Genomic DNA, 26914 nt, shown 5'->3' on the forward strand with positions numbered 1-26914 from the left:
GTGAAGTCTATCATCCGAGCGACGCCCCGACTATTATGGAAAGCGCTTACCGTACTGATTCGTGATTGATTCCTGGGGAAATCAAAGGAGCGTATCTCATGAGGACGCCACAGACGCCGGCGGAAACGAAGACCCGCACGGCAATCCGCACACCGATACAGACGACACAGGCCATGTCTCCGAAACCCATCGGGTCCATCGTGGCCGTGGGCACGACCGTGGCGGCCACCGTCATCTCCGTGTTCCAGAGCGGTTCGGGCACCGTCGGCACCCAGGGATACCGTCTCGCCACGCAGGACGGCGCGCGGATCGACTACCTCATCATGACCATCGCGGTCGCCGCCATCGGCATGATGCTGGCGCGGGCCCTCAGACGCGGATGAGACTCATCGTGTCGGCGCGATGCCCACGGAACCGCGGATTTTCAGCTGCGTAGGCATGATCACATCGTGCCCGAGACCGTCGAGACCGAGTTTGACGGCCATATGTCCCATGTTGGCGAAGGGGGCGTGCACGGTGGTCATCGGCACGACCAGATCCTCGGCGAAGGGCATGTCGTCGAAGCCGCCGACGGAGACGTCCCCCGGCACGCTTTTGCCGAGCTTGTGCAGCGCCGCGATGGTGTACAACGCCATGGCATCGGTGACGGCCACGACGGCCGTGCAGTCGGGGACCATGGGATAGGCGGCCATGACGTTGGCGATGACGCTGTCGCGGTCGTCGTCGATGGGCACGGCGATGCGGTCGTCGTATGAGAGCCCGGCCTCGTGCAATGCACGCAGGAAGCCTTCGTATCGCGCCGTGAACACGCTGGAGTCGGGCTTCCTGCCGACGAACATGAACGACCGGTGGCCAAGCGAGATCATGTATTTCGTCATCTCGTAGGTGCCGCTTTCGTTGGCGTAGTCGACGACGGCGATGCGCGGGTCGAGGCCCATGCGGGGACGGGCGAGCACCACCACGTCGGTGCCGACGGAAGCGAACTTGTCGACGTAGTCGTTGAGGATGCCGTTGACCGGCGCGTCGATGACGTCGCTGGCGGTCAGGACGACCAGCCGCGACCGCTGGGAGAGCAGGTTGTCGAATATGGGTTCGGGATCGTCCCAGTTGCCGCCGGTGGACTGCAGGCGGAACGTCATGTTCCGGTCGGCGGTCTCGCGCTCCACGCCGGCGGTCATCTCGCCGTAGGTGCCGCCGTAGATGTGGTCCACGACCAGGGTGACGGAGTTGGGCGGCGTGGTGAGCGCCAGGGCATGCGCGTTGGGGATGTATCCGAGTTCCTCGATGACCTTCCGCACCTTGGCGCGCGTGGCTTCGGAGACACGGGCGCCTCCGCGCATCACGCGCGAGACGGTGGCGGTGGAGACGCCGGCCGCTTCGGCGATGTCCCTGATGTTGACGTTGCCCGTACGGGCGGGACCGGGACCGTGATGCCTGGACTCGTCGCCCTCAAACTGCTCTTGGCGGCTCATACCGTCCCTCCGTTCGTCGTTGCAATGACCGTTGATGCGACGGCGACCACCGTGGTGACCATACCGTCACACGTACGTATATATAACGATGTTGTAGTGTAACTGATTTCCTTTACAAAAAGCGGCGGCATCGCAAGGAGTCGACGCCGCCGCATTCAGCAAGGTGATGGTTACTGAAACTTGTTACATTTCCGTTGCCCGGATTCGATGACGTTCCGGTCAGACGGCCGCCACGGCCGACTCCGACCGCCGCGCGGCGGCGTCATCGGCGTCAGGGGCATCGGCCAGACCGCGCTCCACGGCCCAGCGCACGGTCTCGTCGGCGAACCGCCGCGGATCCTCCATGTGCATGAAGTGACCGTGATCGGATTCCCACAGCGAGATCTCAACGTCAAGACCGTCCGGATCGCAGGCCCGCTCGTAGTCGCCGCGCGCCCGGCTGGTGTAGAAGCCGAGCACGGGCCTCGTGCGGCGCTTCGCCACTTCCGGAGTGTGCCCGCGCAGGCCGAACGACCCGTCCTCGAGGTATTCGGAGGAGAAGTAGTCGGCGAGCGCCGTGCCGTTCGTCCGGCCGGCGTCATCCATGATGGCCCTGCGGCTTTCGGCCGGCAGGTACTTGGAGAACGCGCCCTGGATGAACTCGTTCATGGCGCCGTGCGGGTCAGTGCGGAACGCGTCGAGGGTGCGCCGCATTCCGGCCACGTCGGCCGGCGAGTCGTCGCCGTTGTATGCGGGGTCGATGACGACCTCCCCGTCGAGGAGTTCGGGGTGGTCGGCGTTGACCAGCATGGACAGCTGTCCTCCCATGGAGTGGGCGATGAGCAGGGTGCGGGCGCCGGCCGGAACATGCCTGCGGATGTAGTCGGCCAGGTCCTCGGCCGCGGACGGGATGGTCCACGGCCCTTCCTGCGCACGCTCGGCATGGCCGGGAAGCGTGTAGGCGAGCACCTTCCACGATTCGGGCCATTGCACCGGCTCCCAGGTCTTCGGGGAGCCGCCCCATCCGTGGATGAGCACAGCGTATGTGGTGGAGGAAGACATCGGAGCACTCACCCCTTGACGGAGCCGAGCGCCACGCCGGACTTCCAGTATCGCTGCATGGCGATCATCACCACGGCAAGCGGCACGATGGAGAGCACGGCGCCGGCGAGGGCGATGGTCGTCGGGTCGAACAGGGCGGTCTGCTTGGTCTGCATGAAGCTGTAGAGGCCGAGGGAGAGCGTCCACTTGTCGGAGCCGCGCAGCATCACGATCGGCAGGTAGAAGTTGTTCCAGTTGAGCACGAAGGTGAGGATGAAGATGGTGGCGGCCGGGGTGGAGAGCAGCGGCAGCACGATCTTGCCGAAGATGAACAGCTCGCCGGCGCCGTCCACGCGGGCGGCCTCGAGCAGCTCGTCGGGCACGGAGCCGTCGATGTACACCTTGGCGAGGTAGACGTCGAACGCGTTGATGAAGAACGGCACGAGCACGGCCCAGATGGTGTCGGTCATGTGCACGGCGGAGAACATGAGGTACATCGGCATGGTGAGCAGTGCGGCCGGGATGAGGAACGAGCACATGACGAGGCCCATGCCCACTCCCCTGCCGGGGTACCTGAACTTGCTCAGCGAGTAGCCGGCGGCCAGCGAGATGACCATGCAGATGAGGGAGCCGAGGCCCGCGTAGAGGATGGAGTTCCACATCCACTTGAAGAACAGGCCGTTCTCGTAGGTAAACAGCTGCTGGAAGTTCTGCACGATGTTGTTCGTGTGGCCGAACCACAGGCCGTTGGTGTTGTAGAGGTCGACGCGGGTCTTGGTGACGGAGACGACGAGCCACCACAGCGGGGCGCATGCGTAGAAGGCCATGACGATGAGCACGATGAGCACGCCGAGGCGGGTGCGCTTGTTGCCCATGCCCTTAATCCCCTTGCCGGGAGCGTGATTGGCGGTTGCGGATGTCATAACGTATCACTTCTTCCTGTTCGAGAATCCGTAGATGAGTGCGGAGAGGATGCCGATGACGATGGCGAGCACCACGGAGAGCGCGGCCGCGTAGTTGTAGTCGCCGCCTGCGGTGAACGTGTAGTTGTAGATGGTCATGATCGGCGTGAAGTTGGCGGTCACGGTCTGCGGCGATGCGGAGCGGAACAGCAGCGGCTGGTCGAACAGCTGGAGCATGCCGATGAAGGAGAGCAGGCCGGTGAGCACGAGGGATCCCTTGATCTGCGGGATCTTGATGGACCAGGCGATGCGCAGCTCGCTGGCGCCGTCCACGCGGGCGGCCTCGAGCAGAGCCGGGTCGAGCGCGGTGAGGGAGCCGTAGAGGATCAGCATGTTGAAGCCGACCTGGGTCCACAGCAGCAGGTTGGCCATGGAGACCCACAGCATGCCGGGGCTGAAGAAGTTGACGTCGAGGCCGAAGACCATGAAGAACTTGCGCAGCGGGCCGATGTCGGGAGAGTAGAGGTACACCCACATCAGCGTGGAGACGATGGTCGGCACCATGTACGGGATGAGCAGGATGAAGCGGAAGGCCTTCTTGGCCTTGGCCTTGGCGGTGTCGATGAGCAGCGCCTCGAGCAGGGCGAAGCCCATGATGATGGGAACGACCACGACGGAGTAGATGGCCACGCGCCCCATGCCGACCCAGAAGTCGTGGTCCTGCATGACCCGTGCGTACTGGCTCAGGCCCGCGAAGTGCAGGGTGGGCTCGCCGATGCCGAGGCCGCTGGACTGGCGCTTGAAGAGGCTTTCGTAGATGGCGTAGAACAGGGGGATGATGAAGACGAAGAGGAAGCCCACGAAGAACGGCAGTCCGAACAGCGCGCCCTTGTAGCCGAGGCGCCTCTGCCATGACGGCGTCTTGTTCTCTCGCGCCTGGGCCGAGGACTTCGCCGCCGTGGATACGTGGACCGAAGATGTTACGGCACTCACAATCCAACTCCTAACGATGAATGGTGCATCGGCGAATCGTCGGGGCAAGCGGACGATGACCGATGGAAATGAACGGGATGAATGGTTTTCGGGAAAAGGAATGCCGTCGAGTGGAAGAAAGGAGAAACCCGACGGCATTCGTTATGAGGAGGAGAGATGGTAGGTCTCAGTCAGACTCGGATTCGGATCAGTTGGCGGATTCGACGCTGATGCCCTTGTCCTTGAGGTCCTTGACGGTCCATGCCTGGACGTTGTCGAGCATCTGGTCGGCGGTGATCTTCTTCTGGGTGAACTGCGCCCACTGGTCCTGCAGCTGCTTGAACATGGAGCTCCAGTTCACGCCGGTGGTGTAGGGGGCGAGGGTCTTGTCGGCCTCTTCGACCACCTTGGCGGCGTCGTCGTTGTCGTCGAGCAGCTTGTCGGGCAGGGAGTCCTTGACGTACTTGCTGGCGTCGGTGACGGCCGGGAAGGCGCCGGAGCCGGTCTGGGCGTTGGCAGCGGTCTTGATGGCGGTGTCGTTGGTGGCCAGCCAGGTGGCGAACTCGACGGCGGCCTGCGGGTTCTTCGCGCCCTTCGGCACGCCGTTGCCCTGCGCGTTCAGCGGGGTGACGACGTCGGAGCCGGCGGATTCCTTCGGCCATGCGACGGCGTGCCAGTCACCGAGCGACTTGGAGAAGTTCTGCTGGTAGGCGGACAGCTGCCAGGTGGAGGTGCCGACCGTGGCGAGGTTGCCGGACTGGAAGTACTGCATCAGGGCGTCCCATTCGACGTAGGTCTTCTGGGAGAACATGTCGTTGTCGACGATCTGCTGCAGGTAGGCGGCGGCCTTCTTGGTCTCCGGGCCGTTGATGTCGACGACCCACTTGTCGCCCTTGGTGGAGTACCACTTGGCGCCGAACTGCTGGGCCATGAGCACCAGCTGCGACGGGTCCTCACCGGGCAGGTTGATGAGCTTGATGTCCTTGTTCTTGGCCTTGAGGGCCTTGCCTGCGGCGATCATCTCGTCCCAGGTGGTCGGGGCCTTGACGCCGGCGGCGTCGAGGGTCTTCTGGTTGACGATCATGAACTGCGGGCTGACCTTGTAGGGGATGACCGCGAGCTGATCGCCGACGGTGAAGGAATCGACGGCCTGCTTGGAGATCTTGGACAGGTCGGGGTTGTACTGCTTGACGTTCTGCAGCGTACCGTCGGCCAGCAGCGAGATCGTGGAGTCCATGTTGACCTCGGTGAGGTCAGGGGCGTTGCCGGCCTTGACCGCGTTGACGAGGGCCTGCTCGGCCTTCTCCTGCGAGGCCTGCTGCTTGTAGACGACCTTGATCTTGCTCTGCGACTTGTTGAACTCGTCGGCCTGCTTCTTCTGGCCCTGGTCCCAGCCCCACCATTCGATGGTCACGGGGCCGTTCGAGGTCGAGGAGCCGCTGCTCGAGCCACCGCATGCCGCGAGCGGAGCCAACAGACCGACGGCGGCGACGGCGCTCACCGCGATCTTCATCCAACGCTTGTTCATACCGAACCCTCCTTGGTTTGGGTTATGTAACTAGTTTCAACCGCGAAACAATTACAGAATAGGGCAAATTTCGACAATCTGTCAATTTCGTTGAAATCATCGGCGTTTCGCGGTTTTTGCAGATGTTCATAGAGACCGCTATAGTGCCAGATAAGCTCGTAACTATTTACATGAACATCGTTGTTGTGCAGCTATCCGGCCGACGTCATCCGTCGGCCTCATGTGAACGGACCCGCGGGCGAAAACAACTATTTCCGAGGAAGGGAATGCTAATGACACAGCTGTCATTATGGCGACGGGCCGGCCGGGCCGGCATCGCCGCCGCCATCTCCACGGCCATGGCCATATCGGCGCTTGCGGCCGGCGGAAGCATGGCGAACGCATCGGAGGCCGTGACGCCTCGCATCGGCGCGCCCACGGCGAGCTCCGTCACGCCCGATCCCGACGGCACGGTGATCCAGACCGCCAGGATCAAGGGCTCCGACGGCGGCTACCTCGCCGTTCGCCAGAACGACGGCGCCGTCTACTCCACCAAGGACGCCTCCGAGGCGTCGGTGTTCAACGTCATCGAATACAAGTACAAGTACCAGGACTACGTGACCGGAACCGACACCATCCCCGCCGAGACCTTCGGCTCCATGGTCACCACGTACTCCTTCCAGGACACCCGCTCCGGCCAGTACCTGACCATCCAGAACTACCGTGAGAAGAACACGGTGGCCGCCAAGTACTACAACGACGACCCCACCTGGGGCTCGACCGTCTACGACATCTACGCCACCGCCGGCTACGTGGGCTACAACGAGCGCTTCTACATGGACCAGGACACCGCCGACGGCAGCTGGGCCATCACCACGCACATGAACTCCGAGCGCGACATCAAGCCCGGCGACGAAAGCGACGGCAAGTCGTTCGCCAAGTACCAGACCAAGCTTTCCGGCACCCGATTCGTCACCTTCAACACCGAGGCGAGCACCCCCGACAAGGCCCCCTATCGCGTGACATTCGAGAAGGCCGACCCGCAGTCCAAGATCGTCGCCGACAACGAGACGCGTGACTTCACCCACCCAGGCATCGCGCTTTCCGCCACCGACCTCGACACCATGAAGGCCCATGTGTCCAAGGGCGAACAGCCATGGAAGGGCGACTTCGAGAAGCTGCTGGCCGACTCGCACACCACCGACGGCCCCAAGGGCCAGAACTACACCGAGATCGGGCGCGGCTCCTACACCACCTGGGACGCCCCGCGCCGCGACCAGTTCGACAACGACGCCCAGACCGCATACAACAACGCGCTCGCCTGGGCGGTGACCGGCGAGGCCAAGTACGGCGACAAGGCCGCAGCGACCATCACCAACTGGACGCATCTCAAGGCGTTCAACGGACGCGACCGCATCCTCGGCGCCAGCATCGGCACCTACCGCCTGCTCGCCGCGGCCGAGATCGTCACCTACTACGACGGCGGCTACGCCGGCTTCACCAAGGACGCGCAGACCGCCCTGAAGAACGAGATGCTCGACGTGTTCTATCCCGTCATCCGCGACGGCAGCGCCCCGATGCTCGCCAACGGCAGCTGGGACGACAGCTCCATCATGACGATGATGGCCATCGGCGTCTACACCGAGAACGCGCACATCTACAACCGCGCCGTCACCATGTATCAGGACATCCACGTCAACGGCTCCATCGCCGCCTACATCAACGACGAGGGCGTCACCCAGGAGGCCGGCCGCGACATGGACCACGCGCAGCTGCCCATCGCCTGGATGGCGCAGATCTGCCTGACCGCCGAGAAGCAGGGAGACGCCAGCCTGTGGGGCCTGTACGACAACCGCCTGGCCAAGGCCATGAACTGGTACGCCAAGTACAACCTCGGCCATGACGACGTGCCCTATTCCATCGTCGACAACATCTACCATCTGCGCGGACCGTTCGCCTACTGGGACAAGATCAACACCTGGATCAACGTGAGCTACCGCGGCTTCCTCGCCCCGACGTTCGAGACCGCCTACGCCCACTACAGGAACGTCGAGGGCGTCGACACCACGTGGATGGAGAAGGCCGCCCGCGCCATGCGCCCCGAAGGCTACAGCACGCTCGACTTCCTCAACTACTCCACGCTGACCAACTACAACGGCGAGGCCACCACGCCGCGCACGTTCATCCAGCTGCGCACCTCGGAGAAGCCGTGGTACCAGAACACGTGGGACGAGGTCAACGCCTACCGTCCCGGCTCCGACGAGCTGCCCAGCGGCGTGGACCAGACGCTGAACTCCTTCTTCTCCGTGAACAAGGACGGCACGCTCGCCATCACGTCGAAGTGGGAGAAGGCCCCGCTGTTCGAGGTCATCAAAAACGCCGACGGCACATACTCGCTGCTCGCCACGCAGAACGGCAAGTACCTCTCCGTGACCGACGAGGCCGACGGCGCCGACCTGGTCGTCAAGGCCTCCGCCAGCACGATCGGCGACAACGAGAAGTTCGCGATCTCCGGCATCGGCGGCCCCGGCGCCACCATCAGCTCCCCCTCGCACGACAACCGCCAGCTGACCATCACCCCGAAGAGCAGCAAGGACCCGGCCGGCACCTCGCCGAAGCTGGTGCTGGGCGCAGCCGGAGTCAAGGGCTCGTTCGGCCTGATGCGCCAGGCCTCCGACATCACCGTGAAGTTCGACGCGAACGGCGGCTCCGAGGTGGCATCGCAGACCGTGCAGTGGAACGACCCCGTCTCCGAGCCCAAGGCACCGACCAGGGCCGGCTACACGTTCACCGGCTGGTACTCGGACGCCGGGCTCACCCAGGCATGGGACTTCAAGACCGCCAAGGCGACCGGCGACACCACCCTCCATGCGGGCTGGGCCAAGCAGGCCGCCGGCGTGGACAAGGCCGGCCTGATCGCGATGGTCAACAAGTACGCCGGCGTGAAGCAGGGCGACTACACCGACGCCTCATGGACGAAGTTCCAGGACGCGCTGGCCAAGGCCCGCAAGGCGCTTGACGGCGCCACCACGCAGGCCCAGGTGGACCAGGCCTCCAAGGAGCTCGACGCCGCCTACAAGGCGCTTGCCGTCAAGCCCGGCAACGGGCAGCAGCAGGGCAATGCCGGCGGCTCGCAGAAGCCCGGAAACAGCGGCCAGCAGGCGGCCGATGGCGGCAGCTCCCCGAAGCCGACCAACACCAACGCCTCCAACGCCAACGCCGACAACGGCGGAAAGACCAGCACCAACGGCGGCGCCCTAGGCCATACGGGCACGGCGGTCGCCGGCCTCGTCACGGCCCTGGTGCTGCTGACGGGTGCGGGCACCGCGTTCGTCATCCGCAGGCGCCGCGCATGACCCGGCACCAACAATGATGACGGCGGGCCATCGTTGATGGACCATCGCCATCATCTCCCCTGACTCGAGAGGGCCCCGGCAGATACGCCGGGGCCCTCTCGCCGTCTCATGCGTCATATCCCCGCATCCATAAGCCCCCTTCCCCGAACGGCGCCGACGACCAGCGGCAGGCACATACGGAAAATTGATACACGGAAAATCGGTAAGCATTTTCCATAAGTAAAATCTTTTTGTTGCAATAATTTGCTTTTCTTATGGAAAGCGCTTACTGTAACGGTAGTCATGAATCAGCGCACGCGTCTTTCGCACCGATCCACGACACCTGAGACGCCGCGCCCGAGACCTATGGACGCTCCGGTATACATCGGAAGGAACAATGATGCTCACCCAAATCCTTGCCGCCGTCGAACGGTTCGGCATTCCGAAGAAACTCATAGCGGGATTCCTCACCGTCGCCGTGTTCATGACCGGCGACGGCTTCGAACTCACGTTTCTGACGAAATACATGGTCGACCACGGCTTCTCCGCAGCGCAGGGATCGCTGCTCATCACCGTCTACGGCCTGTTCGCGGCGATCGCTGGATGGACTGCCGGCGTGCTCGCCGAGATGTTCGGAGCCCGCCGCATCATGCTCATCGGCGCCTGCTGGTGGATCGGCGTGCATCTCGTCTTCCTCGGCATCGCCCTGCCGAGCGGCGTCTATCCGTTCATACTCGCCGTCTATGCGCTGCGCGGATTCGGATACCCGCTGTTCATCTACTCGTTCATGGTGCTGCTCGCGCAGACGGTGCGCCCCGAACGCCTCGCCTCGGCCACCGGACTGTTCTGGACGTGCTTCTCGCTGGGCCTCGGCGTGTTCGGCGCCTACATCCCCAGCTTCCTCATCCCCGCCGTGGGCGAATACCGCACGTTCTGGTTCGCCATCCCCTTCTCGGTGGCCGGCCTGCTGCTGTGCCTCCTCATGGTGCCCAGGACCCGTGATTCCAAGGCCGCCAAGCTCACCCACGAGGAGCGCGTCAAGGAGCTTGCCGAGGGCGTGACCATCGCGTTCCACAACCCCGGCATCGCCGTATGCGGCATCATCCGCATGATCAACAGCCTGCTGCTCTACGGATTCCCCGTCATCATGCCGCTGTATCTGTGCGGCAGGCAGTACGGCGGCGACAACTGGTTCCCCGTGCAGGACTGGATGCGCATCTGGGGCTGCGTGTTCATCGTCATGCTGTTCTTCAACGTGTTCTGGGGCTGGTTCATGGACCGCTTCGGATGGGTGTGGCCCATGCGCTGGTTCGGCTGCGCGCTGCTTGCCATCTGCGCGCTCTCGTTCTACTACGCGCCGCGCCGGTTCGGCGCGAACGCGCCGCTGATGGTGCTCGCCGCCGTGTTCATCGGCGTCGGCACCAGCGCCTTCGCATCGATCCCCGCCATCATGAACAGCCTTGTGCCCGAGAAGCGGGGCGCGGCGCTTTCGGTGTACAACCTCTCCGCCGGCCTAGCAACGTTCGTCGGCCCTGGCATCGCCACCCTGCTGCTTTCCACGGTCGGCATCGCCGGCATCTGCTGGACGTATGCGGTGCTGTATGTGGCCGGAGCGGCGCTCACCTATACGTTGCGGCCGAAGCAGCCCGGCCTGGCGAAGAAGCCGGCCGCAGTCGTCCGGACGGCGGACGCCAAGGACGGCGACATCTCAATCGAGGCTGCGGCCAAGGTGACTGCGCTTGCGCACAACCCCATGGCAACCATGGACGACGAAGCGATATAGACCACTTCATCGGGACATCGGCCAGGCCGGGGCGTCATTCATCGACGCCCCGGCCTTTTTATTGTGTTTGTATAGCGCTCACATGTACGAAAAACCCACATTCCATACCACCTGACCGCTATATCGCACAGAATCCGACACGCCGACGAAACGGCGCAATACCAACCAATCGGTAGGTACATTTGCGCCAGCGCTTGCGCAAATTGCGCAGGTGGTCTATCGTTATTCATGTCAGCCAAACAGGGCGGACGAAAAACATGAAGGAGACAACATGAACATGAAGCATTCCATGATGCGCGGTCTGGCGCTGTACGGCGCTTCCACCATGGCCGGCATCTCCACCACGAAGCTCAACGAGACCATCCTCGACATCGCGCGCGACGAGCGCTGAGCTCACCCACAGACTTTCATAACCGAATAACCAATACAGACTTTTCAATCAAGGAGAACACAATGGACTTCACCAAGGCCCTTCGCAACCTCGCTTCCTACGCCGCCGACAACATGGTCGTCGCCCCGCACTCCGTCAAGGAGATCGCGGCCTTCCACGTCGACATGGACCGCTGAACCGGCAGCAGCAAGCGATAGATAACCAACAAAGACTTTCGATCAAGGAGAAACAACAATGAACATCAAGAGCGCTCTTCGCGGACTCGCCGCCTACGCCGCCGACAACATGACCATCGTCCCGGCCTCCCCCAAGGAAATCGCTTCCTTCCACGTCGACATGGACCGCTGAAACACCGGTCAGCGAGTTTCGACCCACTGAAAACACCTTCCGTCCCGCACTTCGGGTACGGTACATCCCCGGCGATAATCGCCGGTCATCAATCAATACGAAACAAACGGAGATATGACAATGAACATCAAGAAGAACCTGCTGCGCGGCCTCGCTCTCTACGGCGCCTCCACCATGACCACCACCCCGTCGATGAGCAAGCAGATGCTCGACACCATCCACAGCATCGAGAACGACGCCCGCTGAATCGCGGACTGGCATCCCGACCAATTCAATTCGTCAACCAAAGCCATAAGGAGTAATCATGGGCTTCAAGAACAGCATGAAGAAGACCTTCGCCCTCATGGGTGCCGCCTCCCTCACCGCCTACAACGGCCGCACCTACCAGCAGATCGCCGATTCCGTCCTGGAAGAAGACGCCCGCTGAGCTGAGGTCGAGATAGACATGGTCTGCCGCAAGGCATGACCACGGGAGGCCTTAGGGGAATCCCAACAGAGAAGAAGATAAGAGGATATGCGGCCAACGGCGTCCGCGTATCGCATTCATCACATACGTATATAAATCAATATGATTCAAGCGGCGCGAAGCCGCTTTTTTGTTATGCGCCCGGCAATCCCCCGACATGGAAACCCCCAAGGAGTTGATTCTGTTTTGAGGTCAGAGGGGACCACGCTGCGCGTCCGTATGCGACCGACCCGCGACTCCCGTCAATCCGCGCGCAGGCCGCGCAGCAGGGCGATCTCCTCACGATGCGTGGTCTCGGTGAGTTCTTTGGTCTCAAGAATCATCGGCAACTCTTCCATACGCGGGTCGTTGACCATCGTACGGAAGAACCCGAGGCCGAGCTCGCCTTCGCCGATATTGGCGTGACGGTCCTTATGCGATCCGAAGCCGAACTGCGAATCGTTGGCGTGAATGGCCTTGAGACGCCCCAGCCCGACGACGTCATCAAATTGCTTCAATACGCCGTCGAGGTCGTTCACAATGTCGTAGCCGGCATCATACACATGGCAGGTGTCGAAGGTAACGCCGATCATCGCCTTGTTCTCCACGCCGTCGATGATGGAGGCAAGCTCCTCGAAGCTGCGGCCGCATTCGGTGCCCTTGCCGGCCATGGTCTCGAGCAGGATCATGACGCCGGACTCCTCGGTATCGTCGTCGGCAAGCGCATCGAACACGCGGTTGAGGCCGTCGGCGATGAGGCGGCAGCCGGCCTCGCTCCCCTGCCCCACATGCGAGCCGGGATGAATGTTGATGTACGTGCGCTGGCCGGCCGCGGCGATGGGCTCCAGCAGTCGGATGTCCTGGGCGAGCGCGTCGATGGCGAAGGCGCGCTTGGAGGCGTCCTTGCCGGCGAAGTTGTAGACGTAGGGAGCATGCACGACCAGCGGGCCGTAATGCTCGGCCGCCAGCTGCTCGCCGAACGCGGCGGCCCCTTCGGGGGTCAGCGCCTTCGAACGCTTGCCGTACGGCGAACGCGGGAAGAACGCGAACGCGGTGCCGCCTTCGTCATGCGAACGCTCCAGCAGCTTCTTCCAGCCGCCCGAGGTCGACAGATGCGATCCGATGAAGAGCTTATCCATGTGCGGCTTCCTTCCCTGCGATATGGCAATCGTGTTCGAGACTACACCTCGGCCGGGCCCGAATCGCACACGTACCTCTGCAATCAGCGAATGGGCCGCCCCCGTCGTTTCCGGCCCAGCCCACCATGACCATGCGAGTTTTGTGGTTTTTCCGAGGTCATATCACACCAAACAGTCTGATTTTCGAGCGAATGCCAAGCGATACCGGACTATTAAAACCACAAAAACACACGAGGTCGATTCAACACGTCCTGATTCGCCCGCCCCGCTCATTTCCCCACCACACGATTCCAAGGCACCCATATCGCGTTGCCCACGACAATCGTCATCGCAGGTAAACTCCGTGTGACAAATCGTGGCACGACTTGCTGAAACCGGTTTCAAGAGCTATATTGGGAATCGTTGGGAAGGAAAACAACGAAAGCGATACACAAGATCGTTGATTTCCGAAGGATTATTTGGAATTCATCGATAGCGCGCATCACGATTCGGGTTTTCGTCCTTAACGAAGTCAATTGATGAAGAAACACTATGAAAGGTGGCAATCATGTCTCTCAAGGATTCGATGCTTCGCGGTATGGCTCTCTACGGCAGCGCCAAGATGGCCGGCACGATGGGCTGCTCCAACCACGAAATGAACGACACGATCATCAAGATCGCCCAGGATCGCTGATTCGGCGGTTCATATACGACGTGAAGGGTTGATTCGGCGCCCTTCGCGCAATTGCGGCAGAGATTGCAGCAGTCAGGCCGAATATGTGAGGGAAAGCGGACAACGGGGTCCGTCTTCTTCTTTTCTACGGGGATTTTTCTTTTTTACGGGATTTCCCCTCAACGAACCCCTCTTCCACTTCGGAATCCACTCCGCTTCGACGCCTCCATACACCTTGCTATGAGCAAAATGTCAATCGTGGGCTCGGTATTTCGAAAGTATGGTTTTCACTGGAAGCTTGGGACGCAATCGCAACGATTAGGAGCGGCGCGCTTCCCCGACGCCAGCGGCAAAACCTCATAATTCGCGTTTTCGGGATATTCAAATATTCAAAGATAAAAAGCAACGAAACCAGTATTATTTTAGGTCGGTTTTCGCTCGGATTCCAGCGGTTTTCCTTTGCGGCACATAGAACGATTGACGACTGGAAATCCACGTACGCCCTTCTACCATGGGAGCCATGAGCATTCCAAATGAGTATCCAATGAAGCAATATCTCGGCGGCATTGTTGAAGCACTGAAGGCTGCTCCCACCAACGGCGCCAATCCGAACGACGTGGAGACGATTCGTTTCTACGGCGAGCTGGGCAACGACGCTCCCGATTCGCAGCTGCCCAATGTGCTGGTCGCCATCGCACGCGTGACCCGCGCCGTCACCGAGGACGAAGCCGCCAAGAAGGAGTTCACGAAGGCCGGTGGATTCGGCTACGTGAAGGACGCGCAGCACGCCATCATGGCCACGCTGGACAAGGATTCCGAGGACCTCGTCAAGAAGCGCGGCTGAACGAACGTTCGCTCCCCGCGTTCACGATTCTCAGTAGAGAAAACCGTCAACTGACTCGTTGCCAGTGCGACGGTTTTTTCATGCGCATGCGTTATAACCGACACTGAGAGTCATTATGCGGAGGGTTTCACGCACCGGTGCGTTATAACCGACGTTACGGAACCATATGCGTCGGTTATAACGCATGTATCCGTTATAACCGACGCCGAATAACGGTAGGTTGCAAAAATACGAGGCCGTTCCGATTCGTTCAGCGCCATCCAACGGACGGGAACCGAAGACACGCCACGGTTCCTGTTTGTTGGCACCGCATAACCGACAGGATGCAAAGCAACGCCCCGGTTCCGATTCATCGCACCGTATGCAACGGATGGGAACCGGAGAGCCGGAACGATTCCGGTTCGTTGGCCGATACGCAACGGACGGGAACCAAGAAGCCGCCACGGTTCCTGTTTGTTTGGCACAGACCAACCAACAGGATGCAAAGCAACGCCCCGGTTCCTGCTCGTCGCATGATGACGACGGGAAGGAACCGGGGCGAACGGCGAGCGGCCGGAGACGAACTACTTCAGGTCGTCCCAGACGCCGGTGGCCTCGAGGTCGGCCACGGTGCGGGCGGTGTCGTCGGTGAGCACGGTGATGTGGCCCATCTTGCGGTTGTGGCGCACCTGCGCCTTGCCGTAGTCGTGCACGTTCCATTCGGGATGCTCGCCGATGAGCGCGCGGCTGGGCGCCACATGCTGGCCGAGCACGTTCACCATGACGGCGGGGCTGAGCAGCTTCGGCTCGGGCAGCGGCCATCCGGCGATGCCGCGGATGTGCGCGTCGAACTGGTCGATGGAGCACGCCTCGATGGTGTAGTGGCCGGAGTTGTGCGGACGCGGCGCCAGCTCGTTGACGACCACGCGGCCGTCCTTGGTGATGAACAGCTCGATGGCGAGCGTGCCCGCCAGCTCGAAGCCCTTGGCCAGACGCAGCGCGAGGTCGCGGGCCTGCTCGTGCAGCTCGTCGCTCACCTCGGCCGGGGCTACGGTGATGTGCAGGATGTTGTTGCGATGGTCGTTGCGCACCATCGGGAACGTCACGTACTGTTCGCCGTTGCCGGAGACCAGGATCGACGCCTCGAACGCGAAGTCGACGAAGCCTTCGAGGATGCTCGGCGGGAAGCCGCCGCCGCGGTCGCCGCGGGCGCGGATCTTCTCGAGGTCGGCGTCGTTCTTCAGCACGTGCTGGCCGTGGCCGTCGTAGCCGCCGGAGCGGGTCTTCAGAACGCACGGGTAGTGCAGGTCGTCGATGGCGGCCTCGAGCTCGTCGAAGTCGTTGACCTCGCGCCACGGGGCGGTTTCGATGCCGTGCTTGTTGATGAACGTCTTCTCGTTGATGCGGTCCTGGGTCACGCGCAGCAGGTCAGTGCCCTGCGGGGCGGCGACCAAGTGGCGCACCTCGTCGATGGAGTCGGCGTCGACGTTCTCGAACTCGTAGGTGAGCACGTCGGACTTCTCGGCTAGGTCGTGGATGGCGGTCTTGTCGTCGTATTCGCCGACGACCTGGAAGTCGGCCACCTGCGCGGTCGGGCAGTCGGGGGTCGGATCGAGCACACCGATGCGGAAGCCGCGGTACTTGGCCACGATGGCCATCATGCGGCCGAGCTGGCCGCCGCCGACGATGCCGATGGTGGCACCGGGCTGCAGCATCTTGACGGCGCCGTTGGTTTCCTCAGACAAGCTGGGCATTGGACTCCTCTACCTTCTTCTTCAGTTCGTCGCGGTACTCCTGCAGCTCCTTGGCCAGACGCTCGTCGGTGGTCGAGAGGATCTGCACGGCCAGCAGGCCGGCGTTCGTGGCGCCGGAGTTGCCGACGGCGGTGGTGGCGACGGGGATGCCGCCGGGCATCTGCACGATGGACAGCAGCGAATCCCAGCCGGAGAGGGCGTGGGAGCGCACCGGCACGCCGATCACGGGCAGCGTGGTCTGCGCGGCGACCATGCCGGGAAGGTGGGCGGCGCCGCCGGCGCCGGCGATGATCACGTGGATGCCCTTGCTACGCGCGGAATGGGCGAAGTCGGCCATGAGCTCCGGCGTGCGGTGGGCGGAGACCACCTGCTTGGAATACGGTACTGCGAACTTGTCGAGCATCTCGCATGCGTGCTTCATCGTCTCCCAGTCGCTGGAAGAACCCATTACCACGGCTACGAGCGGTGCGTTTTCAGCCATCATTAACCTCCGTTGATCCGAACAGATACAACTGTACGCAACAGCGGGGAAAACACCGGCCGCGACGTGCGGAGACGGCAACGCCATCGGTTCCCCGGGGAAACGCATCCGCCCGGCGATGACGACGGCCCCGGCGAACGCCGAACGGCCCCGGCTCAGTTCTCGGCGAGCACCTCGACCCGCACCTTCTTGGAGCGCAGGAACGCGACGGCGTCGCGGATGTTGCGCTCGGGACCCTCGAACACGCCCACGATGCCGCCGATCGGGTACTTGCCCACGATCTGCACGTCGGCAAGCATGATGTTCACGTCGATGCCGAACTTGCGGGTGATCAGCGACACCAGGGGCTCCGAGACATCCTCGTGCACGTAGCGCAGACGGATGAGCTTCTGGCCGGGCCGTAGATCGACCACGGGGTCGTGGCCGGCGAGCAGCGCGTCGACCTTGCCAAGGCTGGAGACCGCCTCCATGAACACGCGGGTCTGGTCGGTCTGCGGGTCGGCGAGCACGGAGAACGTGCTGCCCTCCTCCACCACGAGGCCACGGTCGAGCACGACGATATGGTCGCAGATCTCCTTCACCGTGGCGATCTCGTGGGTGGCGAGCACCACCGTGGCGCCGGATTCACGGGCGAACTGCTGGATGAGGCGAAGAATCTCACGGCCTTCGATATGGTCCTGGGCGGCGGTGACCTCGTCGAACAGCAGGATCTTCGGGCTTGACGCGAACGCGCGGGCCACGGCGGCACGCTGCAGTTCGCCGCCGGAAAGCTGCGAGGGATGGGCGTCCCTCTGCGAGCGCAGGCTCACCTCGCGCAGCAGACGCAGGGCCTTGGCGCGGGCGGCCTCATCGGGACGGTCGGCGTCTTCGGCCTCTCCGGCGGCGATGGCCACGGATTCGAGCACGGTGCGTTCCTCGTCGAAGGCGGGGAACACGCCGGCCCGCGAGATCTGCGTGCGGAATCGGGCGAGCGCGGGCTTGCCGAGTTTCGCAAGATTCTCGCCAAGCACGGTGACGACGCCGGATGTGGGCGTCAGACGGCCGTCGATGAGTTTGAGCAGCGTGCTTTTGCCTGCGCCGCCAAGACCGATGACACCGTAGATGCCGCCCTGTTCGAAATGCAGGGTGACGTCCTTGAGCAGGGATTTCGGCCCGTCGGCCGTCAGCACCGTTTTGGTGACGTTGGAAAGGACTATCGCATCGTTCTCGACTGCATCGTGTTCTTCGGCCATCGGTCGCTACCTCCCCGCCGGGCCCGCCGCCGTGCTTCGCACCGGCCGACGGGCATACGCTGTTCCATACTGAATCCCAAGGGTATTGCACTTTTCCGACCGTTTCCAGCCTAGCGGCCGGAATGTCGGCGGGAACCGTCCCGGGATGCGTTCCGATAAACACCCACGGCGCCTGCAACCGCAACGTTTTACCGACGACGATATAAACGCGGGTTGTAGACGCCGATCAGATAATGCGAATCACACGTGGAGGACGACCTTGCCGAAGACGTCGCCGTCGAGGACCTTGCGGAACGCGACGTGCGCGTCGGCGAGCGCATACGTGGAGTCGATGACGGGATGGATGTCGGCGTGTTCGACGAATCGTAGCAGTCGGGCGAAGTCGTCGCGCGTGCCCATGGTGACGCCCTGTACGCGGATGTCCTGGAAGAACACGCGCGTCAGTTCGGCGCCGGGCTGGTCGCCGGTGGTGGCGCCGCAGACGGCGATGGTGCCGCCGGGGCGCACGGACTTGACGGAATGCGACCATGTGGCCGCGCCCACGGATTCGATGACGGCGTCGACCTTGCGCGGCAGACGCTCTCCCGGCCCGAACACGGCGTCGGCACCGATTTCGAGCGCCTTGGCGCGCTTCTCCTCGCTGCGGGAGGTTGCGAACACCTCGAGTCCGGCCGCATGGGCGAGCATGATGGCGGCGGTGGAGACGCCGCCGCCCGCGCCCTGCACGAGGATGGTGTCGCCGGGCTTGACGCCGGCTGCGGAGAACACGAGCGAGTAGGCGGTCAGCCAGCTGGTGCCGAGCGCCGCGGCCTCGTCCATGGTGAGGTTTGCGGGCTTGGCGAACACGTTGGCGCTGGGCACGGAGGTCTTTTCGGCCATGGTGCCGGCGTACTTCTCGGAGAGGATGGTGCGGCGCTCGCCGGGGGCCACGCCGTTGCCGTCGGTGCCGACGAACGTGTAGAGCACGACCTCCGCGCCGGCCTTGAGCCCCTTGCGCACGGGGATGTCGTCGTCGAGGACGCCGGCGGCGTCGGTGCCGAGGATCATCGGCGTCTGCTTGTCGGAGAGGCCGACGCCCTGCAGCGACCACAGGTCGTGGTGGTTCACGGTGGCGGATTTCACGGATATCGTGGACCAGTATTCGCGCGGCTGCGGTTCGGGCCGCTCCCCCACGGCCAGTACGGACATCGGATCGTCATGGTTCACGTTGCTTGCGTATACGGCCCTCATCGGCTCTCCTTTCGATTACGGCGGCACGGACACGGCCGGCCGCCGGTCCTATTGTGCGGCGAAGTCATGCGACGACACGAACGGACACGCGCGTCGCACGAATCTATACGAAGATGTTGGGGGTATTCACGGCAACCCGGATCATTCCGACGTGTTATCCGCTATGATTTCGCGGTTGGAACCTTCCCGCAGCGAGGATGACTATCGCAAAGGAGCACGATGAGCGATCTTCTGGCACATATCGACGGACCTGACGATCTGAAGCGTCTGTACGTGGTGCAGTTGCCTGCTCTCGCCGACGAGATCCGTGCCGCGCTGCTGCGGTATTGCGCGGCGAAGGGCGGTCATATCGGCTCCAACCTCGGCATGGTCGAGGCGACCATCGCCCTGCACTATGTGTTCGATTCGCCGCGCGACCGCATCGTCTTCGACGTCTCCCACCAAAGCTATGTGCATAAGATGCTGACCGGCCGCCGCCTCGCCTTCACCGACGAGACGCTGTTCGGTTCGGCGACGGGATTCACGAATCCCGACGAAAGCGAACACGATTCGTTCGTGCTGGGGCATACGGGCACGTCGGTCTCGCTGGCGTGCGGCATGGCGAAGGCGCGTGACCTCATGGGCGGAAGGAACAACGTGATCGCGGTGATCGGCGACGGGTCGCTGTCGAGCGCGGTGGCGTTCGAGGGACTGAACGAGGCCGCGGAGCTGAACGGCAATCTCATCATCGTGTTCAACGACAACGAGATGTCGATCGCCGAGAACCATGGCGGCATGTATGCGGGATTGGCGGAATTGCGTGCGACGAACGGAACGTCGCCGCACAATCTGTTCCGTGATATGGGATTGGACTACCGGTATGTGGCGGACGGCAACGATACGTCCGCCCTCGTGCAGGCGTTCGAAGATGTGAAGGACTGCGACCACGCGACGGTCGTGCATATCCATACGTTGAAGGGCAAGGGGCTCGACGCCGCCGAGGAGGGGCGCGTGGAGAGCAATCACTGGCATAACCCCGTTCCGGCGGCCGAGGCCGCGCCGGCGAGGCCGAATGCGAGGAAGACGTACGGCGGCATGGCGATGGATGCGCTGGCCGCACGATTCGACGCGGAGCCCGGCCTGGTGGTCATCTCGCCGGCGACGCCCGGCTCGAACGGCATCACACGTCAGTGGCGTGCGGCGGCCGGACGGCATTACATCGACACCGGCATCACCGAGGAGCATGCGGTGACGTTCGCGGCGGGCATCGCCCGGGCGGGCGGCACGCCGGTGCTGGCGACGAGCGCCACGTTCTTCCAGCGCGCCTACGACGAGATTCATCAGGAGTTCGCGCTGAACAACGTGCCGGGCACGCTGCTGGTGTTCTCGGGCGGCATCTCCGGCACCGACAACACGCATTCGGGCGCCGGCGACGTGGTGATGTTCGGCAATGTGCCGGGATTGACGTGTCTGGCGCCGACGAGCGGCGAGGAGATGCTGCGGATGCTGGCGTGGGCGACCGGCGACGCGCGGCGGCCGGTGGCGATCCGTATGCCGGGCGAGGCGGTGCTCGCCGGCGAGCGCGGCGGAGAGTATCCGCGGTTCGTTGCGACCACTGCGGAATCCGCCGGCGCGCAGTCCGATGTTGCGCAGTCCGATGTTGCGCAGTCCGATGTTGCGCAGTCCGATGTTGCGCAGACCGATGACGGCGCTATGACGAAGGCCGATAACGGGAAGGCCGGCGATGCTGCCGCCGCGGCCGGCGGAACGGCCGGCAGGTCGCGCGGGGCCGGCGAGGTGTCGGTCGACGACATCGCGGCGGCGTCGGTCGCCGGCGACCCGTGGGCGCGGTATACGGTCACGAGGGCCGGCTCGCAGGTGGCGATTCTTGGTCTTGGCAATGCGTATCCGTTGGCCGAGAAGGCCGCCGCGTCGTTGGACGACGCCGGCGTGCGGGCCACGGTCATCGACCCGCATCAGTATTCGACGATCGACACGGCCACGTTGGACGTGCTGCGCGAACGGCACACGGTGGTGGTCACCGTCGAGGACGGCCAGCTGGAAGGCGGCTGGGGCGGCAAGATCGCCTCGTATTACGGAGATTCCCCGATGCGCGTGCTGAACTTCGGAGCGCGTAAGGAGGTCACGGACCGTATTCCGTTGGACGCGCTATGCAAGCGCTACCGGCTCACCGCCGCCGATATCGCCGACGCGGCGCTGAAGGCGTTACACGGCTGACATACGGTCCGTCAATCCCGAAATCCGCGATTTACGGTGCTTTATGGTCGTTTTTCGGCGAAAAAACGACCATAAAGCACCGTAAATTACCGGAAACGGGTTTTTGCGCCGGATTACGGCCGCCAGCGGGAGCCATGTGAGCAAACGGTCAGCGGCCAAGCAGGCCGGAGATCTGGCCGACGATGTCGACGGGCAGGCCCACCTGTTCGGCGATGGCGCCCAGGTCGACCCCGCCCGCAGCATCGCTCACGGCCTGGCCGGCGCCTTCGGCGAGGCCGGCGCCCTGCTCCTGGATCATGCCGGCGACGTCGGCGATCTGGTCGGCGGGGATGTTCTCCGTGGCCAGCGTCTGCAGTTCGCCCAGCTGGTCGGCGTTCAGCGTGTCGCCGACGACGTTCTGGATCTCGCCGAGCTGGTCGGCGTTGAAGTGCTCGCCGATCACGGCCGGCAGGTCGGTGATCGAGCCGAGGTCGAACGTCTGGCCGCCGAGCGCGTCGCCGATGGCGCCTTGCACCCCGTTGGCGGCGTCGCCGAGTACGTTGCCGGCCGCGTCGCCGAGCACGCCCGAGGCAAGGTCGCGAAGACTATCGAACAATCCCATGATGATTCCCTTCTATGAACGGCGAACCGGCCGTCCATCCGTTCCTCCACTGTAACGGATGGACGGCCGGTTTGCCGAGAGATGACGCGGATGGCCTGCAACGGAATCATTCGACGGCACGGGCCATCCTCCGTCGGGCAATCACTCGCCGGCGTCGATGGCGCGCAGCACGTTGATCATCTCGATGGCGCCGAGCGCGCAGTCGAAGCCCTTGTTGCCGGCCTTGGTGCCGGCGCGTTCGATGGCCTGCTCGATGTTCTCGGTGGTGATGACGCCGAACAGCACCGGGGTGTCGGTGCCGAGCGACACCTGCGCGATGCCCTTGGCGGTCTCGTTGCACACGAGGTCGTAGTGGGAGGTGCTGCCGCGGATGATGGCGCCGAGGCAGATCACGGCGTCGTAGCGGCCGGTGGCGGTCATGCGCTTGGCGGCGATGGGGATCTCGAACGAGCCGGGCACCCACGCCACGTCGATGTTCTCGTCGTCGACGCCGTGGCGACGCAGTCCGTCCTGTGCGCCGGAGAGCAGTTTCGACGTGATGAACTCGTTGAATCGGGCGACGACGATGCCCACGCGAATCGGCTTGGCGTCGGTTCCGGCGGCCGGCGTAGCGCCGGCGACGAGCTGTCCTTCGAATACGGTCATGTCAGTTCTCCTTTGCGGTGGTGTTCAGGGCGCCGAGCAGGTGCCCCATGCGGTGTTGTTTGGTGGACAGGTAGTTCGCGTCGAATTCGTTCGGCGCGATGATCAGCGGCACGCGGGAGTCGATGGCGATGCCGGCGGCCTTGAGCTGGCTGATCTTGTCGGGGTTGTTGGTCATGAGGTCGATGGAGCCGATGCCGAGGTCGTCGAGGATCGCGGCGGCGGTCTCGTATTCGCGGGCGTCGGCGGGGAATCCGAGCTCGAGGTTGGCGTCGAGCGTGTCGAAGCCCTGCTCCTGCAGCTCGTACGTGCGCAGTTTGTTGAGCAGGCCGATGCCACGGCCCTCCTGGCTGAGGTAGAGCAGCACGCCGCGGCCTCGTTCGGCGATGCGACGCATGGCTTCGTGCAGCTGGGGGCCGCAGTCGCAGCGTTCGGAGCCGAACACGTCGCCGGTCAGGCACTGCGAATGGATGCGGCAGAGCACCGGTTCCGTGACCGTACCGGCACCGCCCGTCGCGGCGGCGAGGATGTCGTCGCCCATGACCAGCGCCACGTGTTCGCCGCCGTCCTCGGATTCGTAGCCGAACATGGTGAAGCGGCCATGCTCGGTGGGCAGCGTCACCTGGGCCACGCGGCGGACCGTGTGCGGGAACTCGTGCGCGCGGCGGTACTGCTGGAGCTGGGCGATGGTGATGTAGGTCAGGCCATGCTCCTCGGCGAACGCCTTGAGGTCGCCGCGGCGCATCATGGTGCCGTCGGCCTTCATCATCTCGCAGCACAGGCCGCACGGCTCGAGTCCGGCGAGGCGAGCCAGGTCCACGGTGGCCTCGGTGTGGCCGTTGCGTTCGAGCACGCCGCCCGGGCGGGCGACCAGCGGGAACATGTGGCCGGGCCTGCGGAAGTCGGCGGGCTTGGCGTCCGGGTCGATGCAGGCCATGGCGGTCACGGAACGGTCGCGGGCGCTGATGCCGGTGGACGTGGTCACATGGTCGATGGAGACGGTGAACGCGGTGTGGTGGTTGTCGGTGTTGTCGGCGCACATGGGCGGCAGGTCGAGACGCCGCGCCAGTTCGGCGGTCATCGGCGTGCAGATGAGGCCGCGGCCGTGCGTGGCCATGAACGCGATGTTCTTCGGCGTGGCGAAGCGTGCCGCGCAGATGAGGTCGCCCTCGTTCTCGCGGCCCTCGTCGTCGGCCACGACGACGATGCGGCCGGCGGCGATGTCGCGCACCGCCTGAGCGACGGGGTCGAGCGCGGTGGATTCGGTGCCCTTGTTGATGTCGGTCATGATGGTTTTCCTTTGCTCTAGAACCCGTGTTGGGCGAGGAATGATTCGGTGATGGTCGCGGGATGGGAGCCGCCGCCGGAAGCGGCCGATCCGGCATCGCCGGCCGCCGTGCCGCCGCCCATGCCGAGCAGCCGGGCCACGTATTTGGCGATGGGGTCGGTTTCGAGGTTCACCACGTCTCCGACCTTGCGTTCGGGCAGCACGGTGTTCGCGGCCGTATGCGGGATGATGGCCACGCCGAACGTGCGCTCGTCGGCGAAGGTGACCGTCAGGCTGATGCCCTCGATGGCGATGGATCCCTTTTCGGCGATGAACCGCATGAGCTCGCGCGGCGCGCGAATCGTGTATACGGTGGCGATGCCGTCGGGGCGTATCGATTCGATGACGCCGGTGCCGTCGATGTGGCCGGAGACGATGTGGCCGTCGAACCGTCCGTCGGCCGGCATGGCGCGTTCCACGTCCACACGGCTGCCGCGGCGCAGGCCGCCGAGACTCGAACGGCGCAGCGTCTCGTGCATCACGTCGGCGGTGAACGACGTGCCGTGCAACGCCGTGACGGTGAGGCATACGCCGTTGACGGCGATGCTGTCGCCGATGCGCGTGTGGTCGTCGACCACGACATCCGACGATACGGTGAGCTTGGCGAAATCCGCGCCCTGGACCACCGACTCCACGACGCCGAGGTCCTCAACGATTCCCGTGAACATGGTCTTCCCCCTCTTCGGCACTGTCATCGGCGTCGGACGGCTCGCTGCCGTCGTTGTCGTCGTTGTCGTATCGGACGAGGCCTTCGATGAGCAGGTCGTCGCCCAACGTTTCGACCGTCGTGTTCGTCAGGCGGAAGCAGTCGGCGGGCGTTTCGACGCCGTCGCCGCCGACCGGCGTCGGCGCGCTTGCCCCGCCGAAGATCTTCGGCGCCACATAGGCGTCGATTTTCGTGACGATGCGCGCGCGCAGTGCAGCCCATGCCAGCGACGCGCCGCCTTCGACGATCACGCTGTCGATGCCGCGCGAGCCGAGCACGGTGGCCAACGCGTTCACGTCGACGTGCCCGGCGGCGTCGGCGTCAATGGTGAGCACCTCGCAGCCGGCGTCGGCGTAGGGTTTCGCGGCCGGCTCGTTCCACGGCACGCAGGTGGCGATGATGGTCGGCACGTCGTGCGCGGTGCGCACGAGGGCCGAGTCGAGCGGCGTGCGCAGGCGGCTGTCGCAGACGATGCGGAGGGGATTGTGGCCGGTGGTCTCGCGGCCGTCGCCGGCATCGCCGTCGCCAAGTCGGCAGGTGAGCTGTGGGTCGTCGGCGATCACGGTGCCGACGCCGACCATGATGGCGGCGAACCTGCCGCGGTCCTCGTGCACGCGATGGCGGGCCGCCTCGCCGGTGATCCACCGCGAGGCGCCGGTCCGCGTGGCGATCTTGCCGTCGGCGGTCATGGCGTACTTGAGCAGCACGAACGGTTTGTGGGAAACGATGTAGTGCATGAAGATCTCGTTGAGCGCGTCGCATTCGTCACGCAGCACGTCTTCGGTGACCTCGATGCCGGCCTCGCGCAGCTGGCGGATGCCCTTGCCGGCGACGAGCGGATTCGGGTCGGCCGAGCCGACGACCACGCGCGCGATCCCGGCGTCGATGAGTGCCTGCGAGCACGGCGGCTGCTTGCCCTGATGGCAGCAGGGCTCCAACGTGACGTAGATGGTGGCGCCGCGCACGTCGACACCGTCGCGCTTCGCCGCCTCGAGTGCGGCGCGTTCGGCATGCCATCCGCCGAAGTGATCGTGATGGCCGACGGCGATGATGCGGCCGTCACGTACGATGACCGCACCGACCATGGGGTTGGGATTGACCTTTCCCGCGCCCTTTTTCGCGTGGCTCAGCGCCACGGACATGTAATCCCTATCGTCCACGTCTCCCCTTTCACCGCGATAGAGCATGTCCAGGGTTTCACGTGGCGACGGCGCATTCGTCGGGTCTCGTCGCACATCCGTTGCGATGTTCTCGCCGCCGATAACAAAAATCCCCGAATTCCGTTGGAATTCAGGGCTGCGTTATGACGATGGCGATGGACAGTGCGGATATGCACGAACATATACCGGCCTCGCATCGGCCCAACGGCCGTTCGGCCGCGCCGATGCGTCGACCGTGCCGACGCCGTCGCATTCTTCTTCCATCCAGACTATGACTGTCGGTACCGGAGTCCCACCGGTTCACGAGCGCTTTCGCTCCCACATGTTCAACGCGAACGCCGACGGCCGTTGCCGGCCGGATGGCGGTTCGCACCTGCATGCTCGCGGACTATACCGCCGATCGGGAATTTCACCCTGCCCTGAAGATGCGTGTTCAATTGTCGGTTCCGATTGAAGCGCCCGTCGCCGACAAACGCGACCGCATCACGCCCCAATCTCGAATAGTGGATATCACCATTGTTGATAACACCTTCAATATCGCCGGAATCTCAACGAAAATCCACGTTCGTCAACATTCCTCTAAAACCATATTGTGGCGAATCTCCAAGCGGATATCCGTCGGGCCGCAAACGACGACAAACAGGAACCGAATACCCTGTAATGGTTCCCATTCGTTGGGGAATTTACGACGGATGGGAGCCGGGCTTTCCCTGCGGTTCCCGTTTGTTCGCGGAAACACAACCAACAGGAACCGGACACGTTCCACGGTTCCTCT

General features: G+C 63.7%; 23 protein-coding genes and 1 riboswitch. Of the genes, 8 read left to right on the forward strand and 15 right to left on the reverse strand.

Going from position 1 to position 26914, the window contains the following annotated elements:
- Positions 1-98 precede the first annotated feature (98 nt).
- Positions 99-383, forward strand: a complete 285-nt coding sequence (locus GFD18_RS00780; RefSeq protein WP_163200080.1) for a hypothetical protein — start codon at positions 99-101, stop codon at positions 381-383.
- Positions 384-386: 3 nt separating this feature from the next.
- On the opposite strand, the gene GFD18_RS00785 is transcribed toward GFD18_RS00780, so the two are convergent.
- The 5 genes from GFD18_RS00785 to GFD18_RS00805 all read right to left on the reverse strand — a co-directional run bounded on the left by GFD18_RS00785 (position 387) and on the right by GFD18_RS00805 (position 5894).
- Positions 387-1472: a LacI family DNA-binding transcriptional regulator gene (locus GFD18_RS00785; RefSeq protein ID WP_163200081.1), complete on the reverse strand. Its 1086-nt coding sequence runs from the start codon at positions 1470-1472 to the stop codon at positions 387-389.
- Positions 1473-1691: 219 nt separating this feature from the next.
- Entirely contained in the window at positions 1692-2513 is an 822-nt protein-coding gene (locus tag GFD18_RS00790; protein WP_163200082.1) for an alpha/beta fold hydrolase, read from the reverse strand.
- An 8-nt stretch (positions 2514-2521) separates the two neighbouring features.
- On the reverse strand, positions 2522-3415 hold the full coding sequence (locus GFD18_RS00795) for a carbohydrate ABC transporter permease (protein ID WP_163200083.1): 894 nt from the start codon (positions 3413-3415) through the stop codon (positions 2522-2524).
- A gap of 6 nt (positions 3416-3421) precedes the next feature.
- Positions 3422-4387, reverse strand: a complete 966-nt coding sequence (locus GFD18_RS11315) for a carbohydrate ABC transporter permease (RefSeq protein ID WP_204313998.1) — start codon at positions 4385-4387, stop codon at positions 3422-3424.
- 187 nt (positions 4388-4574) lie between these two features.
- Entirely contained in the window at positions 4575-5894 is a 1320-nt protein-coding gene (locus GFD18_RS00805) for an ABC transporter substrate-binding protein (RefSeq protein WP_163200085.1), read from the reverse strand.
- A 272-nt stretch (positions 5895-6166) separates the two neighbouring features.
- On the opposite strand from GFD18_RS00805, the gene GFD18_RS00810 reads away from it, so the two are divergent.
- The 4 genes from GFD18_RS00810 to GFD18_RS11230 all read left to right on the forward strand — a co-directional run bounded on the left by GFD18_RS00810 (position 6167) and on the right by GFD18_RS11230 (position 12157).
- Positions 6167-9229 (forward strand): InlB B-repeat-containing protein, encoded by a 3063-nt coding sequence (locus GFD18_RS00810; RefSeq protein WP_163200086.1) that lies wholly within the window; start codon positions 6167-6169, stop codon positions 9227-9229.
- Between the two features lie 391 nt (positions 9230-9620).
- A complete protein-coding gene (locus GFD18_RS00815) occupies positions 9621-10991 on the forward strand; it encodes an MFS transporter (RefSeq protein ID WP_318644302.1) in 1371 nt (456 codons plus the stop codon).
- An 853-nt stretch (positions 10992-11844) separates the two neighbouring features.
- Entirely contained in the window at positions 11845-11976 is a 132-nt protein-coding gene (locus GFD18_RS11225) for a hypothetical protein (RefSeq protein WP_263863966.1), read from the forward strand.
- Positions 11977-12034: 58 nt separating this feature from the next.
- Positions 12035-12157, forward strand: a complete 123-nt coding sequence (locus GFD18_RS11230) for a hypothetical protein (RefSeq protein ID WP_263863965.1) — start codon at positions 12035-12037, stop codon at positions 12155-12157.
- A gap of 281 nt (positions 12158-12438) precedes the next feature.
- Here GFD18_RS11230 and GFD18_RS00820 read toward each other — a convergent pair whose 3' ends face one another.
- Positions 12439-13314, reverse strand: a complete 876-nt coding sequence (locus tag GFD18_RS00820; RefSeq protein ID WP_163200088.1) for a deoxyribonuclease IV — start codon at positions 13312-13314, stop codon at positions 12439-12441.
- A gap of 547 nt (positions 13315-13861) precedes the next feature.
- Here GFD18_RS00820 and GFD18_RS11235 point away from each other — a divergent pair.
- Both GFD18_RS11235 and GFD18_RS00825 read left to right on the forward strand, forming a co-directional pair.
- A complete protein-coding gene (locus GFD18_RS11235; protein WP_263863964.1) occupies positions 13862-13987 on the forward strand; it encodes a hypothetical protein in 126 nt (41 codons plus the stop codon).
- 523 nt (positions 13988-14510) lie between these two features.
- On the forward strand, positions 14511-14810 hold the full coding sequence (locus GFD18_RS00825) for a hypothetical protein (RefSeq protein WP_100509903.1): 300 nt from the start codon (positions 14511-14513) through the stop codon (positions 14808-14810).
- Between the two features lie 563 nt (positions 14811-15373).
- Here the strand turns inward: GFD18_RS00825 and purK are convergent.
- The 4 genes from purK to GFD18_RS00845 form a co-directional block, all read right to left on the reverse strand.
- Entirely contained in the window at positions 15374-16543 is a 1170-nt protein-coding gene (gene purK, locus GFD18_RS00830) for a 5-(carboxyamino)imidazole ribonucleotide synthase (protein WP_163200089.1), read from the reverse strand.
- Positions 16527-17024 (reverse strand): 5-(carboxyamino)imidazole ribonucleotide mutase, encoded by a 498-nt coding sequence (purE, locus tag GFD18_RS00835; RefSeq protein ID WP_163200090.1) that lies wholly within the window; start codon positions 17022-17024, stop codon positions 16527-16529. Before purE ends, purK begins: the two co-directional genes overlap by 17 nt.
- A gap of 155 nt (positions 17025-17179) precedes the next feature.
- Positions 17180-18256 carry an ATP-binding cassette domain-containing protein gene (locus GFD18_RS00840; RefSeq protein ID WP_163200091.1) on the reverse strand — a complete coding sequence of 359 codons (1077 nt, stop codon included), beginning with the start codon at positions 18254-18256 and terminating at the stop codon, positions 17180-17182.
- A gap of 240 nt (positions 18257-18496) precedes the next feature.
- Positions 18497-19486, reverse strand: a complete 990-nt coding sequence (locus GFD18_RS00845; protein ID WP_163200092.1) for a zinc-binding dehydrogenase — start codon at positions 19484-19486, stop codon at positions 18497-18499.
- A 219-nt stretch (positions 19487-19705) separates the two neighbouring features.
- Between GFD18_RS00845 and GFD18_RS00850 the strand changes: the two genes are divergently transcribed.
- Positions 19706-21703 carry a 1-deoxy-D-xylulose-5-phosphate synthase gene (locus tag GFD18_RS00850; protein WP_163200093.1) on the forward strand — a complete coding sequence of 666 codons (1998 nt, stop codon included), beginning with the start codon at positions 19706-19708 and terminating at the stop codon, positions 21701-21703.
- Positions 21704-21851: 148 nt separating this feature from the next.
- Here the strand turns inward: GFD18_RS00850 and GFD18_RS11010 are convergent, their stop codons facing one another.
- The 5 genes from GFD18_RS11010 to ribD all read right to left on the reverse strand — a co-directional run bounded on the left by GFD18_RS11010 (position 21852) and on the right by ribD (position 26139).
- Positions 21852-22304, reverse strand: a complete 453-nt coding sequence (locus GFD18_RS11010; RefSeq protein WP_225432820.1) for a hypothetical protein — start codon at positions 22302-22304, stop codon at positions 21852-21854.
- Between the two features lie 141 nt (positions 22305-22445).
- Positions 22446-22949, reverse strand: coding sequence for a 6,7-dimethyl-8-ribityllumazine synthase (gene ribH, locus GFD18_RS00865; RefSeq protein ID WP_163200094.1), 504 nt, complete (start codon positions 22947-22949; stop codon positions 22446-22448).
- Position 22950: 1 nt separating this feature from the next.
- Entirely contained in the window at positions 22951-24234 is a 1284-nt protein-coding gene (locus tag GFD18_RS00870; protein WP_163200095.1) for a bifunctional 3,4-dihydroxy-2-butanone-4-phosphate synthase/GTP cyclohydrolase II, read from the reverse strand.
- 17 nt (positions 24235-24251) lie between these two features.
- Positions 24252-24941, reverse strand: a complete 690-nt coding sequence (locus GFD18_RS00875) for a riboflavin synthase (protein WP_100509910.1) — start codon at positions 24939-24941, stop codon at positions 24252-24254.
- Positions 24922-26139, reverse strand: a complete 1218-nt coding sequence (ribD, locus tag GFD18_RS00880) for a bifunctional diaminohydroxyphosphoribosylaminopyrimidine deaminase/5-amino-6-(5-phosphoribosylamino)uracil reductase RibD (protein ID WP_100509911.1) — start codon at positions 26137-26139, stop codon at positions 24922-24924. Before ribD ends, GFD18_RS00875 begins: the two co-directional genes overlap by 20 nt.
- Before the next feature lie 247 nt (positions 26140-26386).
- A riboswitch (FMN riboswitch) is annotated at positions 26387-26570 on the reverse strand.
- Positions 26571-26914 lie beyond the last annotated feature (344 nt).

This window comes from Bifidobacterium saimiriisciurei (assembly GCF_010667655.1).
Taxonomy (GTDB): domain Bacteria; phylum Actinomycetota; class Actinomycetes; order Actinomycetales; family Bifidobacteriaceae; genus Galliscardovia; species Galliscardovia saimiriisciurei.